General features: G+C 70.6%; 12 protein-coding genes. 6 read left to right on the top strand and 6 right to left on the bottom strand.

Annotated elements, in window-relative coordinates; translation table 11 throughout:
• Positions 1-60 precede the first annotated feature (60 nt).
• Complete coding sequence (locus FPZ12_RS42400) at positions 61-2,259, bottom strand: protein kinase domain-containing protein (RefSeq protein WP_150980756.1); 2,199 nt, start codon at positions 2,257-2,259, stop codon at positions 61-63.
• 135 nt (positions 2,260-2,394) lie between these two features.
• Here FPZ12_RS42400 and FPZ12_RS42395 point away from each other — a divergent pair, with 135 nt between their 5' ends.
• Together FPZ12_RS42395 and FPZ12_RS42390 are read left to right on the top strand one after the other, a co-directional pair.
• Entirely contained in the window at positions 2,395-2,922 is a 528-nt protein-coding gene (locus tag FPZ12_RS42395; protein WP_144762264.1) for a hypothetical protein, read from the top strand.
• 46 nt (positions 2,923-2,968) lie between these two features.
• Positions 2,969-3,412 carry a DUF6542 domain-containing protein gene (locus FPZ12_RS42390; protein WP_144762268.1) on the top strand — a complete coding sequence of 148 codons (444 nt, stop codon included), beginning with the start codon at positions 2,969-2,971 and terminating at the stop codon, positions 3,410-3,412.
• 166 nt (positions 3,413-3,578) lie between these two features.
• On the opposite strand, the gene FPZ12_RS42385 is transcribed toward FPZ12_RS42390, so the two are convergent.
• Both FPZ12_RS42385 and FPZ12_RS42380 read right to left on the bottom strand, forming a co-directional pair.
• A complete protein-coding gene (locus FPZ12_RS42385; RefSeq protein ID WP_144762271.1) occupies positions 3,579-5,801 on the bottom strand; it encodes an FUSC family protein in 2,223 nt (740 codons plus the stop codon).
• Between the two features lie 35 nt (positions 5,802-5,836).
• The gene (locus tag FPZ12_RS42380; protein WP_144762274.1) at positions 5,837-6,853 is read right to left on the bottom strand and encodes a LacI family DNA-binding transcriptional regulator; all 1,017 of its coding nucleotides are present in this window, start codon (positions 6,851-6,853) and stop codon (positions 5,837-5,839) included.
• 142 nt (positions 6,854-6,995) lie between these two features.
• On the opposite strand from FPZ12_RS42380, the gene FPZ12_RS42375 reads away from it, so the two are divergent.
• Genes FPZ12_RS42375 through FPZ12_RS42360 form a run of 4 tightly spaced genes read left to right on the top strand, consistent with a single transcriptional unit; the run spans position 6,996 to position 12,248 of the window.
• Positions 6,996-8,381, top strand: a complete 1,386-nt coding sequence (locus FPZ12_RS42375; protein ID WP_144760852.1) for an ABC transporter substrate-binding protein — start codon at positions 6,996-6,998, stop codon at positions 8,379-8,381.
• Complete coding sequence (locus tag FPZ12_RS42370; protein WP_144760855.1) at positions 8,378-9,322, top strand: carbohydrate ABC transporter permease; 945 nt, start codon at positions 8,378-8,380, stop codon at positions 9,320-9,322. The genes FPZ12_RS42375 and FPZ12_RS42370 overlap by 4 nt, the downstream gene beginning before the upstream one ends.
• 2 nt (positions 9,323-9,324) lie before the next feature.
• Positions 9,325-10,188 (top strand): carbohydrate ABC transporter permease, encoded by an 864-nt coding sequence (locus FPZ12_RS42365; RefSeq protein WP_144760858.1) that lies wholly within the window; start codon positions 9,325-9,327, stop codon positions 10,186-10,188.
• 5 nt (positions 10,189-10,193) lie between these two features.
• On the top strand, positions 10,194-12,248 hold the full coding sequence (locus FPZ12_RS42360; protein ID WP_144760861.1) for a glycoside hydrolase family 2 protein: 2,055 nt from the start codon (positions 10,194-10,196) through the stop codon (positions 12,246-12,248).
• 59 nt (positions 12,249-12,307) lie between these two features.
• On the opposite strand, the gene FPZ12_RS42355 is transcribed toward FPZ12_RS42360, so the two are convergent.
• The 3 genes from FPZ12_RS42355 to FPZ12_RS42345 all read right to left on the bottom strand — a co-directional run bounded on the left by FPZ12_RS42355 (position 12,308) and on the right by FPZ12_RS42345 (position 17,534).
• Positions 12,308-13,981, bottom strand: a complete 1,674-nt coding sequence (locus FPZ12_RS42355; protein WP_243770312.1) for a sialidase family protein — start codon at positions 13,979-13,981, stop codon at positions 12,308-12,310.
• A gap of 800 nt (positions 13,982-14,781) precedes the next feature.
• Positions 14,782-16,716 (bottom strand): oxidoreductase, encoded by a 1,935-nt coding sequence (locus FPZ12_RS42350; protein WP_144760864.1) that lies wholly within the window; start codon positions 16,714-16,716, stop codon positions 14,782-14,784.
• 5 nt (positions 16,717-16,721) lie between these two features.
• A complete protein-coding gene (locus FPZ12_RS42345) occupies positions 16,722-17,534 on the bottom strand; it encodes an SDR family NAD(P)-dependent oxidoreductase (protein WP_144760867.1) in 813 nt (270 codons plus the stop codon).
• Positions 17,535-17,603: the final 69 nt, after the last annotated feature.

The raw sequence follows: 17,603 nt of genomic DNA, 5'->3' as shown, positions 1-17,603 counted from the left end.
CGGTGGGACAGCTCGCTTCGCGTTGCCGGGTGGCGGTTGGGGTGGTCGGCCATATCGAGATCAGTGCCGCTGCGTCAGATCTCCTGGGTGGAAGGCATCCGCCGTCCTCTCGACCGGGGTATCCAACTCGGCCTTGTGCTCGCGCGGGTAGACCCAGCGCATGGTGGCGCGGGAGGCCGATCCGGCGTAACCGCGTTCGTAGAAAATGCGGCCATCGGCTCCATACCCGGAGAGGGTGTAAGTCGTCTCGTTGGCCGCCTGGTGGGTCACCTGGCCGCCCTCGGCGACGACCTCCTTCGACGCGGCCGCCAGGATTTCCTGTGCGGTCCGGCCGTCGTTGGCGCCCCACACGGTGAACGTCGCCCCGAGCGCGGCATCGGTGTACTGCATGCCATCGCCGTCGGGCGGGCTGTACGGGCTCGCGTCGTAGCCTTCGGGCACGAGCGTGCTGAAACCGAAGCGGGGGTTGGTGTACGTCTTCCCCGGAGCCGATGACGCCGAAGCCTCCCTGCCGAGCATCGTCAGCAGCTGCGGCCGCAGGAGATCGGTGGCTTCGTCATAGGGCAGGGTGACCGTCTCCTGCCCGGCCGCCTCGACGCACCCGAGGTCGTACCACTTGATCAGGAACACCATCCCGGTCCCGGTGAACCCGATGTCCGCGGCGGGCACGTGGTCCCCGCCCTGGATCCGTTCGGCCGCATCGATCGACACCTGCTCGCCGCCGTAGTCGCCGATCGCCGGCGTACTGCAGAACCCGTTCTTCGTGTGCGGGGTCAGCCGTTCGGTCAGCGTGGCCATCCCGGCCGCGTTGAGGACCTCCGGCCGGAACATCTCCCGCGGCCCGAGCACTTGCCCGGTGGTCAGATCGACGTTCACGGTCTCGCCGAACTGCCAGCTGGAGTGGGCGATCACCGCCGAGTCGAGGGTGTGGTCGTAGCGCACGGAAAGCAGGCTCGGAGTCTGCAGCAGCACCACGGCCGTCGTGCGCGCGTTGAGCGTGTCACCGCGCTCCCGCACCATGTTGAGGATCTCAGGATCGGCCAGTTCCTGCCGCAGGCTCTGCAGCCGCCGGTCGATCGGCGTGCGCAGGGCGTCGTTGATGCGTTGCTGCACAACGGCATCCGCGTGCCCCGAAACCTGCGGGTACTGCAGTGAGTACGAAATGGGCAAGGTGGCGTCCTGCCCGTTCGCCGTCTGCACGGCCACGGACAACGCGGCATCCCGTGGCGCGTCGCCGAGGCGGGAGTAGATCCACACCCCGCCGGCGACGAGCGCGCCGATCGCCAGCACCGAGACGACGATCTTGCCCACGGTCGCCGCGAACACCCCCGTTCCCGCCCCGCCCGCGGCGGTGACCGGCGCGGCCGCGATGCCCGCCGTCGTCAGCAAAGCGAGCGGGGTCAAGGCGGTCAGCGCGGCCACGGAGGTGGCGAGCCGCTTCCAGCCGCGCCGCTCCCAGTCCTTGCCGTAGGCCGCGCGAGCCGTCGCCTCGAGCTCGGCCACGAAGGCCTCCGCGCTCGGCGGGCGCCACGCCGGATCCTTGGCCATGCCCCGCGCGATCAGCGGGCGCAACACCTCGGGCACCGCGTCGAGCGGCACCGATGCGCGCTCGTGCAACGAGCGGAGCTGGTCGGTGGTGTCGGCTTCGAAGGGCCGATGCCCGGTGATGCACTGGAAGAACACGCAAGTGGCCGCGTACACGTCGGTGGCGGGCATGCCCGGGCTGCCCGCCCACTGTTCCGGGGCCATATAGGACGGTGACCCCGCCGCGAGTCCACTGTGTCCGTCCAATGTGGCCAGGCCGAAGTCCACCAGCTTCGACTCGCCCTCGCGGGAGACCAGCACGTTGCCGGGTTTGTAGTCGCGGTGCACGACACCCGCCGCGTGCGCCGCGGCCAGCCCGAGGAGCGAACCCTTCAGGATCGCCAGCGCCGACTCCGGCGCCAGCGTGTTCTCGGTGGCCAGCAGCGCCCGCAGCGATACCCCGGGCACGGCTTCCATCACCAGCGCCGCGCCCCGTGGTGACTCCACGAACTCGAACAGGCGCACCACGTGCGGGCTCACGACCCCGCGCAGCAGCCACGCTTCCCGCCGGAACCCCTCGGCGATCCCCCGGTCCGCGAGGAATTCCCCGTGCAGGTACTTGACCGCGACGAGCTGCCCCGAGGCCTCGTGCTTCGCGAGCACGACCCGGCCGAAACCACCCGTGCCGAGTACGTCCACTTCGGCGAACCCCGGCACCTGCCATGTTTCGGTCACAAAACATCATCAGATCACCAACCGGGTGCCCGCGCCACCGAAACGTGCGTTTTCCCCGATCTCCCGGATTCCGCCCCGCGAGGCCACGACCGTCGCTTATGCTCCGGACGTTCTTCCTGACCCGAAAGGCACTCCATGTCCGTTCGCGCATTGTCTTTCCTCGCCGCGGGCGCCGTCCTGCTGATCGCCGGATGCTCGGGTGGTGGAAGCGACCCGGTGCCTTCGAGTGCCGCCGCGCCACCGCCCTCCGTCGTGGCCACGCAGTCCTCGGCCGCACCGTCGTCGACCGCGCCGCCGACCACGTCCACCCGCTCGTCCCCGACCGACGACGCGGTCCGGCGGTACGAAACCTTCCTGCACGCGGTGGGCAGGGAGGACCTGGCGACCGCCTGCGAGATCGCCGCGCCTGCCGCGAAAAAGGCGGAGGACGAGGGCCTCGGGCCGTGCGAGCAGACGTTCCCGATCACGTTCCAGATGATCTCCGCCGCCCAGAAGACCGCGCTGAAGAGCGCCGTCGTCGACCGGACGGGCATCAAAGTGGACAGTGCGAAGAAGGTGGAGATCCCGGCGCGCGCGGTGGTGGCGGCGGTCAGGTTCACCGACGAAGACCTGGGCGACGCCGTGCTCGAGTACCAGGGAGGACAGTGGTACGTCACCGACTGAGGCCCTGACGTGGTCGCCGCGGCGGCGGGCACGGCATCATGGAGTCGTGCGTGAACCACTTCCCCGATCGGGACCGGCCACGGAGGGACAGTCCGGGTCGGATGACCGCGAACGCGGGCTGCCCTCGGTGGTCGTGATGCTGCTCGTCGTCCTCGTCTGCGCGGCGGCGAGCTACTTCGACCTGCGCGTGACGCAGCGGTTCGGCTTCCCGTTCGGGACGGCCTTCATCGGCGGCTGCCTGCTGGCCGTGCTGGTGGTGCGGCGGCGGGGCGTGCTGCTCGTGTTGTGCACCCCGCCGTTGCTGATGATCGTCGCGGGCGTGCTCGCGGCCGAGGTTTTCCTGCGCCCCTCGGGAAGTCTCGAATCCCAGGCGCTGACCGTGGGAGTCCCGGTGATGACCGGTTTCCCCCTGATGGTCGCCGGAACCGTGGTCGCCTTGCTGGCCGGCTCGATCCGCCTGTTCAGCACGAGACGCTCACGCCACGACTAGAGATTTTTGAGAAGTGGCGGAGCCGCTTGCGGTGGGCCGTGCGCTGGCACCGCCGGGGGTTCGAATCGGTGGAGTCGCGCGGAGCGCGCCCGTTGAGGGTGGTGGTGGGCGACGGGTGGGGCCCCTACCCGCACCGCCACGCAAGCCCGTTCGAACCGGTTCCCGGTCACCGCCACCATGGCCGGTGGCGGAGGTCGGCGACGAGGGTCGCCGGGCCGACGAGTTCCGGCAGGCGCTCCATGAGGTGCCGCAGGTGTTCCCCGACCCACAAAGCACACGACAGGTCGGCCACGGTCGCGCCGGCGTCCCGTGGATCGCGGAATTCCGGGGGCGTGAGCAGGGGCACCGCGCCGTGGTCGGTCCGGTCGAGCCGCGACGCGAGGTGGTCGTACCAGGCGGCGAGCTGCCCGGCCTGCGCGCTCAGGGTCCGGAACACCTCCGGCCCCGACGCCGGATTCGGCAGTCCCGCGAGGGAATACGCGGTCAGGCGGGCCCGCATGGTGCCCGCGACGAGCCGCCACAGTTCCTCCCTCGGCATGCGTTTCGTGCCCTGTTCGGCGAGGAATCCGCGCAACGCGTCGTCCAGGCGCACGCCCGCGGCGATCGCCGTGCCCGCTTGGGGTAGCGCGGTGCGCAGTCCGAGCGCCCAGTCCACCGACTCGGCCAGGTACGTGCCGCCCGCCCGCAACGCGTCGGCCAGGTCGTCGGCCACCACCGACGCCGCGCCCCGCGGCCAGAACACGATCCCGACGAGCAGGCTCACCGCGCACCCGATCGCGACGTCCTCGATCCGCACGACGCCGATCGCCCAGCCGGCCGGCGCGAGAATGTTGAACAGCACCGAAACCACGACCGTGAAGGCCGCCTGTCCCGCGGTGAACGGCAACGCGCCCGGCGCGTAAGCCGCCACGAACACCGCGACCGGCAGCGCCACCCACAGCGCGGCCGGGCTGGTGCCGATGGCCAACAGCAGCAGCGCGCCGATCACGAACCCGATCACCGTGCCCAGCAGCGCACGAAACGCCGTCGCCCCGGTCGACGCGGCGCTGGTGCGCAGGACCGACATCGTGCCGAGCACGACCCAGAACCCGTGCTCGACCCCGGTCAGCCCCGCGACCGCGACGGCCGCCGCCAGCGCGAGCGCGCCGCGCGTGCTGTTGAGGAACCACACCGAGCGCAGGCTCGCGTGCCGGGACACGGCGCGCGTCGCCACGACCAGTCCGGCCAGACGGCGTTGGCCGAGCGCCGCGGACTCGAAGCTGTCGCCGTACCAACGGCGTTGCGAGCCGGACACGGTCGACCGGTCGGCGCGGCCGGACGCGACGAGCGCGTCGGCCATCGCGGTGTGCGCGGCCACCGCCGCCGTGCGGGCGTGGAAGGAAACGTGCACAGCCTCGGCGTAGCCGTCGGCGGCGCTGTTGCGGTGCCGCAGGTATTCGACGCTCTCGGCGAGCCGCCGCTCGAGCGGTTCCAGGTCCGCCGACACGTCGCCGCCGTCGAGCAACGCGCCGACATCCCGCAACACGGCGGCGGTCTCGGTGAGTAATTTCCTTTCCTCGACGGCGATCCCGGTCAGATCGCGGTACTCCCCCAGGCTGTCGTTGATCACGTAGGTGGCCCATTCGAGGAGCCCGACGAGGTTGTCCATGGCCTGGTCCGCCGTCGCGAGCCCGGTCGGCCGGTACGGCGTGGCTGTGAACGTGGTGACCAGTTCGTGCTTGGCCTTACGCGAAGCGGCGCGGTGCTCCTGCGCGGAATCGCCCGCCAGCGCCGCATCGAGCAGCTCCGCCAGCGCACGCGCGCAGCGCGCTGCCGCCTCTCGCAGCGCGAAACCCGAGGGGCGCGGCGAAAAGGCCAGGACCGCGAGCGTGCCCGCGACCGAGGCCAGCCACCAGCCCCCGAGGCGCGCCGGGATCATGTCGAGCGTGCCCGGCGACGCCGCGGGCAGGACATACGCCAGCAGCGCGGCCGTGCCGCCCGACGCGGCGTTCGGCCCCGCCACTCCGGCGAACAGCACCGCGAACGTGACCGGGATGGTGACCAGCGAGGCCAGCAGCACCGAGGAGTTCACGGCCGTGCCGATCACCACCAGCACGGTGCCCGTGAGCGCGAGCCCGAGGTGCGCGCGCAGTTTGTCCTGCCAGCGCCCGCCGAACGACGCCAGCACGAGCGTGGCGAAGCCGCCGAACGCGGCGAAGGTCGCGATCTGCAGGTCGCCGAGGACCTGGTAGCTCAGCGCGAACAGCCCCGGCACCACGACCGTGGCCCGCACCGCGCGCATCGCCGAGGCCTTGGACCACGCGGGCCGCCACCACGGCCGGCCACCCTCGGACGGCACGGGCGACCGCCGCGCCCCACTGACCTGCACCGCCGCCGAGCCGTGTGTCATCGGCCGATCATAGGACCGCGAAGCGAATTCCGGGCCTACCGCCGGGTCTCCGTGCTCTCCCGCGCGATCAGGGTGTGCGGGGCGATGAACTCCTCGGCGGGCAGGGACGGATCCTCGATGCGCGCGGCGAGGCGCGACACCGCGGTGCGGGCGATGAACGGGGTGTCCAGCGAAACCGTGCTCAGCGACGGCCGCGAGTACCGGCCTTCCTCGATGTCGTCGATACCGATGATCGCGACATCCTCCGGGACGCGCAGGCCGGCGTCGAACACCGCGCGGATCGCGCCCATCGCCAGCAGGTCCGAGTAGCAGAACATGGCGTCCGGGCGCTTTGCCTTGCGCAGTAAGGACGTGGCTGCGGCGTACCCGTCGGCGCGGCCGTAGTGGGCCGCGGTGCGCTGCAAGGCGTTCACCGGCTCCAGGCCCCGTTCTTGGAGCGCTTTCCGAAATCCCTCGGTGCGCTGAAGCGGCGTCGAGTACGACTCCTTCGGCTGCGAGCCGATCGCCGCGATGCGCGTGCAGCCACGGTCGAGCAGGTGCGAGGTGGCGTCATGGGCCGCGACGACGTTGTCGATCGCGACGTGGTCGAAGCGGCGGTCGAACACGTGCTCGCCGAGCAGGATCAGCGGCGAGGACTTCGCCGGGTTCACGTCACGCAGCTCGTCACGGGTGGCCAGCGACGCGAACAGCATCCCGTCGAACAGGTTGCGCCTGCCGCCGCCGCGCAGCAGCTGGCGTTCGCGCTCGTGGTCGTGGCCGGTCTGGTCGATCATCACCTGGAACCCGAGATGCCCGGCCGCGTCGATCACCTCGCGGGCGAGCTGGCTGAAGTACGGCACGTCGATTTCGGGCACCACGAGGGAAAGCAGGCCGGTGCGCCCGGTGCGCAGGGTGCGCGCGACCGGGTTCGGGATGTAGCCGAGCTCGTCGATCGCGCGGAGCACGCGCTGGCGCATCTTCTCGCTGACGTGCTCGTAGCCACTGACGACGTTCGACACCGTGCGCACCGAAACCTGCGCCCGATCCGCCACATCCCGCAACGTCGCCGCCATCGACCATCCTTTCACCCGGGAGCGCCCATCCTAGCGTTTGCAACGTGTGCAAGCATGTTCTACAGTTTGCCCACGTTGGCAAAGTGGGGGCGCGCCCCCTCCCCGCGCGCCACCCGCCGCCCTCCCCGCACAAAGGAGTGCCATGAATCCCACTCTCCGACGGAGCGGACGGAGTCCCCGCCGCCTCGCCCGTCGCGGCGCCGCCATCGCCGCCGCGCTCGTGCTCGTCACCGGGCTGACCGCCTGCGGACCGGACATCGGTTCGGGCGGCGGCCAGGCCGCCGGCACCATGCTCGAAGCTCCCACGGACGCCTCGCCGAAGGGCGAGATCACCATCTGGGACCGCTCCGGCGACCTGTACAAGGTGTTCGACGCCGCGATCCAGCAGTTCACCAAGAAGTACCCCGGCATCACGGTGCACCACGAGGCCGTGGACATCGACTCGAAACTGCAGAACACGCTGATCACCGGCACCGACGTGCCCGACGGCGTGTTCCTCGACGACGCGAAGGTCGGCAGCTACGTCGACCACCTCTACAACCTCAAGGACGTGCTCGCGCCCTACGTCAAGGACATCGCGAAACAGAAGGTCGACGTCAACACCGTCAACGGCGGCATCTACGGCGTGCCGTTCGACCTCGACCCCGGCCTGCTCTTCTACAACGCGAAAGCGCTCAGCGCGGCGGGAATCGACCCGGACGGGATCAAGACCTACGACGATCTCCTTGCCGCGGCGAAGAAGTACCAGCAGTACAAGCCCGGCTCCAAGCCGATCCACCTGGAGCAGGACTCGTTCAACAGCCAGCTCCAGCTCGAGATGTACGCGAGCCAGTTCGGCACCAGCCTGGCCGGCCCGGACGGCTCGCTGCGCCTGAACTCCGCGCCGTACCAGCAGATCCTGACCTGGCTCGACACCGTGCAGAAGGACGGGCTCGGCACCCGCGCGGAGTACCTCAAGCCCAGTGACGTCGGCGCGCTCGACTCCGGCGACGAGGTCTTCTACCCGTGGGCGATCTGGTTCGACTACGCCCCGCAGCAGCAGCTGACCGCGACGAAGGGCGACTGGCGTGCGATGGCGCTGCCGGCCTGGTCCGAGGGTGGCGCGCGCAGCGGCGCGATGGGCGGCTCGTCGTTCGTGATCCCCAAGGACTCCAAGAACCCGCAACTGGCCTGGTTGTTCTACCAGTTCCTGACGTTCGACCCTGCCGGGTACAGCGCCGTCTACGGCCCGAACTCGGTCTACCCGGGCGGGATGAACACCTCCGTCCCGGCCTACCAGCCCGCCGCCGACCCGGCCAAGCCGCTGTTCCAGCCGATCGACGCGATGGGCGGGCAGGACCTGTGGCAGACAGCCGTCGCGGCGGGCCGGGAAATCCCGGGCAGCGCGCCGATCCCGACCTGGTGGGAGGCCGCGACCGACTACCTCGGCACCGATCTGCAGAAGATGCTGGACGGCAGCATGACCCCGCAGCAGGTCATCGACCAGGCGAGCAAGGACATCCAGACCAACCTGGTCGAGCGCAAATGACCACCCGTCCCGCCCCGGCGGTGTTCCGCGGAACACCGCCGGCCACTCCTCGCGCGGTGAAGACGCCACGGCGGAGGCGCACTCTGTCGTGGCGCCGCCGCCTCGCGCCTTACGCGTTCGTATTGCCGTTCGTGGCGGTGTTCCTCGCCTTCAGCGTGTACCCGCTGTTCTTTACGCTGCGCCTGAGTTTCACCGACTGGCACGGCACGGGCGCGGCGCAGTGGGTCGGCTTCGGGAACTACCGCTATCTGTTGTCCAACAGCGCTTTCTGGGCGTCGCTGGGCAACTCCGGGGTGCTGTGGCTGCTGGTGGTCCCGGTGCAGCTGGTGGTGTCGGTGATCGTCGCCGTGCTGCTCAACACCATCCGGCGGCTGCGCGGGTTCTACCGGGTCGCGTTCGTCGTGCCGTTCGTGATGCCGCTCGTCGCGATCGCCCAGATCTGGATCGTGCTGTTCGACCAGAACTACGGCGCGGTGAACGCGGTGCTCGGCGGGCTCGGCCTGCCCCCGGTCGGCTGGCTCGTCACCAGCGCCTGGGCCAAGCCGACGCTGGCGCTGCTGTTTTTGTGGAAGACCACGGGTTTCGTCGTCCTGATCGTCCTTTCCGGACTGCAGCAGGTGGATTCCGACCTGTACGAGGCGGCGTCGCTCGACGGCGCGGGCCGGGTGCGGCAGCTGTGGAGTATCACGGTGCCGCTGCTGCGCCGTACGCTGATGTTCTGCCTGGTACTGCAGACACTCGCGGTGTTCCAGATCTTCACCGAGCCGTACGTGGTGACCAAGGGCGGTCCCTACAACTCGACCACCACGGCCGGGCTCTTCCTGTTCGAGCACATCAGCCGCGCGGATCTCGGCACCGGGGCGGCGAACTCGTTCCTGCTGGTGATCGTCGTGATGGCGGTGTCGGTGCTGTTCGTCCGGCTGCTGCGAACGGAGGACTGACCATGGCGACCCTCGATGCCCGCCGCGGGCGGTCGTTCCCCGGCTCGCACGTGTTCCTGCTCGTGCTGACCGTGGCGCTGCTCGCCCCGGTGGCGTGGGCGGTGCTGTCCTCGTTCAAACCGGCGGGCGACATCATCCGGGACCCGCTCGGCTTCGACCCGGCCACCTTCACCCTCGCCAACTTCCGCGGCATGTTCCAGGACGTGCCGATCGGCAGCGGGTTCGTCAACACCGGCGTCGTGCTGGTCGCGAAGGGCGCGATCACCCTGTTCTTCGCCCCGCTGGCGGCCTACGCGTTCGCGAAGTACCGGTTCCGCGGGCAGCACCTGATCTTCGGGGCCGTGCTGCTGACGCTGATGCTGCCGACGATCGTCCTGATCATCCCGCTGCTGCTGGAAATGAAGGAGCTCGGCTGGGTCAACACCTACCAGGCGCTGGTGCTGCCCGGTTCGGTGGACGCGTTCGCGATCTTCTGGATGCGCCAGGTGATCGCGGCGGTGCCGGACGAGCTGCTCGACGCCGCCCGCGTCGACGGGTGCGGCGAGTTCGGGATCTTCTGGCGCGTGGTCGTGCCGGCGATCCGGCCGGGGCTCGCGGGCCTGGGCGTGCTGACGATCATGAACATCTACAACGACGTCGTCTGGCCGGTGGTGGCGGCCAGTTCCAGCCGGATGGCCACCCTCCAGGTGGTCCTCACGACGCTGGCCCAGAACATCTCCGGAAACCGGGTGGGCGCCGACTACGCGACCGTCACCGGCGAGCTGCTCGCCGCCGCGTCGGTCGCGCTCCTGCCCCTGCTGATCCTGTTCATCCTGCTGCAGAAGCATTTCATCAACGGCATCCTCGCCGGGAGCGTAAAGGGCTGACACACATGACGATTGCCGAGAACGCCGCCGGACCGCGCGTCGCGGAGGCGGTACCCCGGCCCGAATACCCGCGGCCCGACCGGGACCGTTCCGCGCGGTGGCTGAGCCTGAACGGGCGCTGGCGGTTCACCGCGGACGACGGGGCACCCGGGTCGATCCTCGTCCCGTTCGCCTGGGAGACCAAGGCTTCCGGGGTTCAGCGGACCTGGCTGGAGCACGCGGTCTACACGCGGACGGTGACCGTTCCCGCGGACTGGGCCGGGCGCCGGGTGGTGCTGTGCTTCGGTGCCGTGCACCACCGGGCGACCGTGTCGGTCGACGGCAGGCCGGTCGGCTCGCACGTCGGCGGGCACAGCTCGTTCGAGTTCGACGTCACCGGCGTGCTCGCGCCGGGGCGGCCCGCGGAGCTGAGCGTCGAGGTGGAAGCCCCGGCGGACAAACGGGAAATCCCGCACGGCAAGCAGCGCTCGATCCCGCGCGACGACTACGACGGCGTCTCGTTCACGCCGACTTCGGGGATCTGGCAAAGCGTCTGGCTGGAAGCGCGCGGGCGCACGTATGTCGCGGAGGTCTCGCTGCGCGGGGATTCGCTGACCGGCTTCGACATCGCCGGCTCACTCGCCGGGGACGATCCCGGCGCGGTGGTCGTGGCCCAATGGGACGGCCGGGAAACCGTGCTTCCGGTGACCGGCGGCCGGTTCCAGGGCAGGCTGGACATCGAGACACCGCAGTTGTGGAGCCCCTCGTCGCCGCACCTCTACCGTGTCGCGCTGCGCGTGGGCGAAGGGCCGGAAGCCGACGAGCTCAACGTGACCGGCGGCCTGCGGCGGATCGAAACTCGCGGTGAAGCGCTTTACCTCAACGGGGAACGGCTTTATGTGCGCGGCGTCCTCGACCAGGGCTACTGGCCCGAGACCGGGCTCACCGCGCCGGACGGCGAAGCGCTGGTGCGGGACCTCGACCTCGCGCGGGAGCTCGGGTTTTCGTTGGTGCGCAAGCATCTCAAGTTCGAGGAACCGCGGTGGCTCGACTACGCCGACCGCACCGGCATGCTGGTCTGGGCCGAACCCCCGTGCCCGAGCCGGTTCAGCCCGGCCGCCGCGGCGGGGTTCGAGGCGCAGCTGCCCGATCTCGTGCGGCGCGACGGGAACCACCCGTCGATCGTGATCTGGGGGCTGTACAACGAAGAATGGGGGCTGGACTGGGACATCCCGGGCAGCCCGGAGCGGGCCGCCGCGGCCGAACGCGCCTACGACCTGATGCGCGCGCTCGACGACACGCGGCCGATCGTCGAGAACTCCGGCTGGGCGCACGTGAAGACGGACCTGGTCGACTGGCACTACTACGACGAGAATCCGCGTGCCTGGGCGGAAAACCTCGCCGCGCTGGCGTCCGGCGAGCGGGAGACGTTCGAGGTGAAGCTCTCGCCGGATTTCCTCGTCGACAAGTCCTTCTACGGCTCGCCCGAGTTCCCGCGCTCCGGCGTGCCGGTACTCAACAGTGAGTTCGGCGCGGGGTTCACGAGCCTGGAGCGGGCGTGGCACGTGCGCTGGCAGACGCAGGAAATCCGGCGGCACGACCGGTTCGCGGGCTACATCTACACCGAGCTGACCGACGTCGAGCACGAGATGGCGGGCCTGCTGGACACGCACCGCCGGCGCAAGGACTGGGGCGGGCTCGACCCGGCCGACGCGTTCGCGCCGACCACGCTGGTCGTGGATCTCGTGCCCGCGCATGCCGGGGCGGACATCCCGGTGCCCGCCGGGCCGCTGACCGTGGACGTGCACGTCTCCCACACCGGCGCGGCGCCGATCACCGGCACTGTGCACGCGGCGTGGGGCGTCTCGGGCTCGCGCGGTCTTCCCGCGGCGGCCGGGGATTCGGTTGGCGTGCGGGCGGAGCCTTTTCGGCTCAGTGACGCGGTTTCGCTGACTGTCCCGGCGCCCGGTGGTCCGGCGCGGCTGCACCTGTGGCTGGTCGTGGCGGGCGAGGTGCTGGCACGGACGTTCGTGGACGCGGCGGTGGTGGAGGAACCGAACCGGCGCGGCGGCCGCGACTGAGTCCCGGCGCACAAGGAAGGCCGGTCCCGCGCGGGACCGGCCTTCCTTGCTGTCCGGGGTCAGGCCGGGACGTGCCAGACCTGGGTGAACAGGCCGTTGCAGTCGTAGATCTGCAGCTGCGTGCCGTCCGCCGTCTGGGCGGCGGGGTCGTCGAGGCAGCGGCCCGACTGCGGGTTGTAGATCGAACCGTCGGCGCGGACCTGCCATTGCTGCGCGGCCGTGCCGAGGCAGTCGCGCAGTTCGACCTTGGTGGAGTTCGCGGTGCCGTTGCCCACGATGTTGAGGCATTTGTCGTAGGCGCGGATCGTGCCGTCGGTCTCCAGCGACCACTGCTGGCCCGCCGCGATGCCGCAGGTGTAGAGCTGCACCGCGTTGCCGTTGACCGAGGTGTTGGTGTTCACGTCGACGCATTTGCCGGTGTCGCCGGGGCCGGTGATCGTGCCCTGCGCGTTCGGCAAAGTCGCTGTGCCGAACCGGGTCGCGCATTTGCCCGTGGAGACGTGGGTGCCCGAGAGCATCAGGAAAGTGTTGCCGGAAGCCGCGGCCAGGAGCGGCGAACTGTACCCGGCGCAGGAGGTTTCGCCCGCGTCGTAGCCGCCGGTGGGGGCCGTGGTGACGGGTGTGGTGATCTCCTCCCAGGCGCCCGTGCCGAGGTTCCGGTTCACGAACAGCACGTGCCCGTCCTCGGGCTGGACGGCGAGTGAACCGTCCGTCCCGGCGACCACCCGTTGCCCGGACGCGATCAGCGTTCCGTTCGCGCCGCCCGCGGAAGACCAGGCCAGGTAAGGAGTGTGGAGGAGGAAGCGGTGGTCGCTGGTCTCGATGCGGGTGCCGAGGCTGCCGGGGTTCCACGACTCGGCGTCGGACGAGGTCTTGAGGTAGACGTCGCAGGCCTGGTCGGGGTCGAATCCGGCTTTGCAGTCCTCGTAGGTCATCGCGTAGGTGCCGTTGGGCAGCGCGACGACGGTCGTCATGCCGGGGCGCTCGACGCCGTTCTGCACGGCGACGTCGTAGACCTCACTGCCCCAGGTGAGCCCGCCGTCGGTCGACACGGTGTGCGCGAGGACCTGGGCGTAGTTGGTGGTGGAGGGGCGTTCGTCGGAGTAGTAGCAGATCAGGCCGTGGTCGGTGGTCGTGAACTCGGGTTCCCAGATGCCGTGGCCGGTCGTGTTCGCCATGCCCGATTCGGCGGCGCAGGAACTGCGGTAGGTCCAGGTGGCGCCGTGGTCGGTGGAGACGAACACTTCCACGGCCTGCTGCGTGTAGTCGCCGTGGTTCCAGGCGGTGCCCGCCGCGAGGAGCGTGCCGGCGGGGAGGGATCCTTCGGCGCGGGGAAGTTCGTAGAGGGTGGGGCCGTCGAGGTCCCAGCCGTGCTGGGTGTCGGTGACGGTGCCGATCGGCGAGGACGTCCACGTCACGCCGTTGTCGGTGGAGCGGTAGATCGGGAAATTCGCCTTGGAGACGCCGGTGCCGGAATGGGAGAACGTGCTCAAGAGGGTGCCGTTGGCGGTGCCGCTGTGTTCGAGGCGGATCACCCGGGGGTAGCTGGCGTCCTCTGTGGACCCGCTCGCGGTGCTGGGGCTGTAGAGGACGCCGCCGGATGTCGTGGCCGCGGTCGCGGCCGGTGCCGGAACGGCTGCCGCGACGGCGGCGGTCAACACGGCCGCGGCGAGCAGCGCGCCGCGTCTGCGTGGATCAGCGTGGTGACGGAAAGCCAGGGGATCAGGGGCCATGGACCTCACTCCTCGGACAGGACGGCGCCACGACCTCGGACGGAGCGAGTACCGTCCCGGTGAGCCCCTCCGGGCACCTTCCCTCTCGGCAGCCAAGCACGGCTGGTCGGCCGACTGGTCGGCGCGAATGCCTTGCGACGCCACGGGTTGCCGCGGGTTCGCCTTGCAACGCCGCAGGTTGCCACGGGGTCGCCTTGCCACGCCGCGGATCGCCACGGGTCGCACTGCCACGCCGCGGGTTGTCGCGGGTCGCACTGCCAGGCCGCGCGGGTTGTCGCGAGTCGCCTTGCCACGCCGCGGGTTGTCGCGGGTCGCACTGCCAGGCCGCGCGGGTTGTCGCGAGTCGCCTTGCCACACCGCGGATCGCCGCGAGTCGCGTTGCGACCTCGCGACTCGCCGCGCGGGTCGCCTTGCCACACCGCGCGGGTTGCCGCGAGCCGCCGACGAACGTCACGGATCGCCGTGGGTCGCCGACGGACGCTGCGGGGTCGCCGAACGTCGGGCGGCTCGTCGTCGGGCGTCGGCGAACATCGTGGATCGCCGACGATCGTTGCCGAACCGCACGGGCCGTCCACCGTCCCCGCGCCTGCCATGCTCGCCATGTTTGTCGCGCTTGGGTTTGTCGCGCTTGCCGAAGTGATGAGGTCTGGTGCTCCGGGGGCCTGCCGCAGGCCACTTTGCCATCGTTTGCAATCACGGTACCGCCGGTTTGCACACGTTGCAATAGGCCACCCGGAGGGCACGCGGCGCCGGATCACCGTCACCGGCCCAGCGAACGAGATCCGCTCCCTCACCGCCCCCTACGTGCATCGCGGAGTTCCAGCACTGGACAACCCCGCCGCGCGTCCCTCCGCGATGGCGTGGCTGACCTGACGCGGAGCCACACAATCGCCGATCGCCGTCGCGGCCGTGCCGCACGCCACGGGGACCGGCCGGGCGAACCGTTCACCGACCTGCACCACGACGTCGGCGGCCAGCTCGGTCAGCCGTCCGTCGAGCAGATTTTCCAGGCGCGCCAACGGTTTCACAGCCACCAGCCGGTGCAGCACCCGGACCTCCAGCGGCCCGCCCCGATGGCGCTCCAGGAACTGCGTCCGCGATTCCGCCGGGATGGAGGTGGCGAATCCCGCGCCGGGCGTCGCGAGCACGACACTGTCCACATCGGACTCCAGCGCTGCCTCCACCGCGCCGATCGCCTGCCACCAGCCGAACCCGTCGTCCACCACCAGCACCGATTCCGCGCCATCGAACAATTCCGGCGTGACGTCGCCGGACCGGACCGCGTCAGCGACCGGCGGCGCCGCTTCCTCCGCGCCGATGGCCCACACGACTTCACCGGCCGCCTCGACGTCGGCAACGGAGACAGGTTCGCCGAGCCGCAGCTCGATGCCCAGCGCGTCGATCCGCCGCTGGTAATAGCCGATCAGCTCCAGCCAGCCCGAACGGTTCGGCGCGGCACCCGCGATGCGAAGCTGCCCGCCGATCTCCTGGGCCCGCTCCACCAACGTCACCCGCACACCCCGTTCGGCGGCGGTGACGGCGCACTCCAGCCCCGCCGGACCCGCGCCCACAACAAGAAGACCTCCCCCGGAAGCCCGCCGCGAGTCGGTCAGCAACAGCGGCCGCGCCGGCCTGCGCTGCTCCCCCGCGGGCGCCAAATCCGGGTTCACCACGCACAAACCCGTGGGTTCGTAGGTGCGGCAGTCCTGCAGACACGCGGTGCAAGGCCGGATCTCGCCGCCCCGGCCTTCGAGGACCTTGCGCGCGAAATCGGGATCGGCGATGTGCGCCCGCGCCGACCCGACGAGGTCAGCCGCACCGCTGCTCAGCGCCGCGGCGATGTCGCCGGGATCCCGGAACGCCGAGCAGAGCATGAGCGGAACCCGCACCACCGCGCGCAATTCGGCGGTCCTGCCGAGCAACGGCGGCCGTTCCGTCGCCATGTCGGGCACGTAGCGACCGCGGTCGCCCCACGTGAGGTTGAGGTAGTCGAACGGCGCTTCGGCCGACACGTGCGGCAGGAGTTCGGCGAGGTGCGTCAGGTTCAGGTGCGCGGGACCGTCGCCCTCGGTGGACACCCGCACGCCGACGACCACCTGATCACCGGCGCCTTCCCGCACTGCCTGCACGACCTCGGCGAGCGCCCGCGCGCGGCCGGGCACTCCGGCGCCGTAGCGGTCGGTGCGGATGTTCGCGAACGGCGACAGGAACTGGGCGAGCAGATAGCCGTGCGCCGCGTGGATCTCGATGACCTGGAAGCCCGCCTCCGCGCAATGCCTCGCGCTGAGCCGGAAATCCTCGACGATCCGGGTGATCTCCCGATCGTCGAGCGTGTGCGCGGCGGCAGGCTCGCGTGGACCGCGGACCGGACTCGGCGCCACGAACGGCAGGAACGTCCCCGCGCCCAGCGTCTCGCGGCCCAGGTGACCGAGCTGGATCCCGGCGACCGCTCCCCCGGAGCGCATGGCTTCGGCACGCGACCGGAGCCCGGACATCGCGCGCTCGGCGTAGGCCTCGGTGAGAATCCTGTTGCGTAGCACCGAATCGGCCGAGACCTGGGTGCCACCCGCGATGAGGAGACCGGCCCCGCCGCGCGAAAGCCGGGACCAGTACCGGGCGTCCAGTTCGCCGGGCACGCCCTCGGTGACCGTGGCAAGCCCGTGCGCCGAGACGACGAGGCGGTTGCGGAGTTCGAGCGAGCCGATCCGGAACGGCGCGGCGGCGGGATGGTTCATGCCGCTCAGCTCGCGAGTTCGATGCTGTAGGACGTCGCGGTGAGTCCGCCGTCCACCGGCAGGTCGATGCCGGTCACGAAGGCGCTCGCGTCGGAGCCGAGCCACGCGGCCGCCTCCCCGATGTCGGACGGGCGGCCGAGCCTGCCCAACGGCAGTTTCGCGGCGTACGCTCCCCAATCCGCGCCCGCGAACTGCGGGTTCCCGACGCTCATCTCGCTCTCGATCGGGCCGGGACAGAGGGCGTTGACGCGGATGCCGAGCGGGCCGAGCTCCACCGCCGCGGACTTCGCCAGCCCGCGGACGCCGAACTTGGTCGCCGAATACGTCGTCGCGCCCGCGCCGCCGATGAGGCCGCGGACCGAGGCGATGTTGATCACCGACCCGGCCTTCGCGCCGGTTTCCTTGTGTAGCGCCACGAACGCCTGCAGGCCGAGGAACGTGCCGGTGACGTTGACCCGGAAACTCCGTTCGAGATCGGCCGCGGTCTGCCCGGCGAGCGGCTTGCCGACGATCAGCCCGGCATTGTTGACCAGCACGTCCAGGCCGCCGAACCGCTCACGCGCCACCCGCGCCGCCGCGGCCCACGACGCTTCGCTGGTGACGTCGAGGACCTGCGGATACGCCTGCGAGCCAAGGGCTTCCGCGGTTCGCCGCAGTTCTTCGGCGAGGATGTCGGTGACCAGCACGTTCGCTCCGTGCCGCACGCATGCCTCCGCGATGGCGGCGCCCAGCCCGCGCGCCGCCCCGGTGACCAGCACGGATTTCCCCGCCAGCAACTGCATCCCGGACTCCGTTCGCTCCCGCTCTGGATGGACCATTCCTGGGAGCCTAAACTGAAGTCAGTTTGTTTTCCAGGGCTTGGGGCTGCGCGGGCCGGGGGTGCGGGG

This window comes from Amycolatopsis acidicola (genome assembly GCF_007713735.2).
Classification (GTDB): domain Bacteria; phylum Actinomycetota; class Actinomycetes; order Mycobacteriales; family Pseudonocardiaceae; genus Amycolatopsis_E; species Amycolatopsis_E acidicola.
This window is presented reverse-complemented; position numbering and strand designations above follow the sequence as displayed.

Coding starts and splice junctions, on each gene's coding strand:
- FPZ12_RS42395 (WP_144762264.1), top strand. CDS start 2,395: ATGTCCGTTCGCGCATTGTCTTTCCTCGCCGCGGGCGCCGTCCTGCTG.
- FPZ12_RS42360 (WP_144760861.1), top strand. CDS start 10,194: ATGACGATTGCCGAGAACGCCGCCGGACCGCGCGTCGCGGAGGCGGTA.
- FPZ12_RS42375 (WP_144760852.1), top strand. CDS start 6,996: ATGAATCCCACTCTCCGACGGAGCGGACGGAGTCCCCGCCGCCTCGCC.
- FPZ12_RS42370 (WP_144760855.1), top strand. CDS start 8,378: ATGACCACCCGTCCCGCCCCGGCGGTGTTCCGCGGAACACCGCCGGCC.
- FPZ12_RS42380 (WP_144762274.1), bottom strand. CDS start 6,853: ATGGCGGCGACGTTGCGGGATGTGGCGGATCGGGCGCAGGTTTCGGTG.
- FPZ12_RS42365 (WP_144760858.1), top strand. CDS start 9,325: ATGGCGACCCTCGATGCCCGCCGCGGGCGGTCGTTCCCCGGCTCGCAC.
- FPZ12_RS42350 (WP_144760864.1), bottom strand. CDS start 16,716: ATGAACCATCCCGCCGCCGCGCCGTTCCGGATCGGCTCGCTCGAACTC.
- FPZ12_RS42345 (WP_144760867.1), bottom strand. CDS start 17,534: ATGGTCCATCCAGAGCGGGAGCGAACGGAGTCCGGGATGCAGTTGCTG.
- FPZ12_RS42355 (WP_243770312.1), bottom strand. CDS start 13,981: ATGGCCCCTGATCCCCTGGCTTTCCGTCACCACGCTGATCCACGCAGA.
- FPZ12_RS42385 (WP_144762271.1), bottom strand. CDS start 5,801: ATGACACACGGCTCGGCGGCGGTGCAGGTCAGTGGGGCGCGGCGGTCG.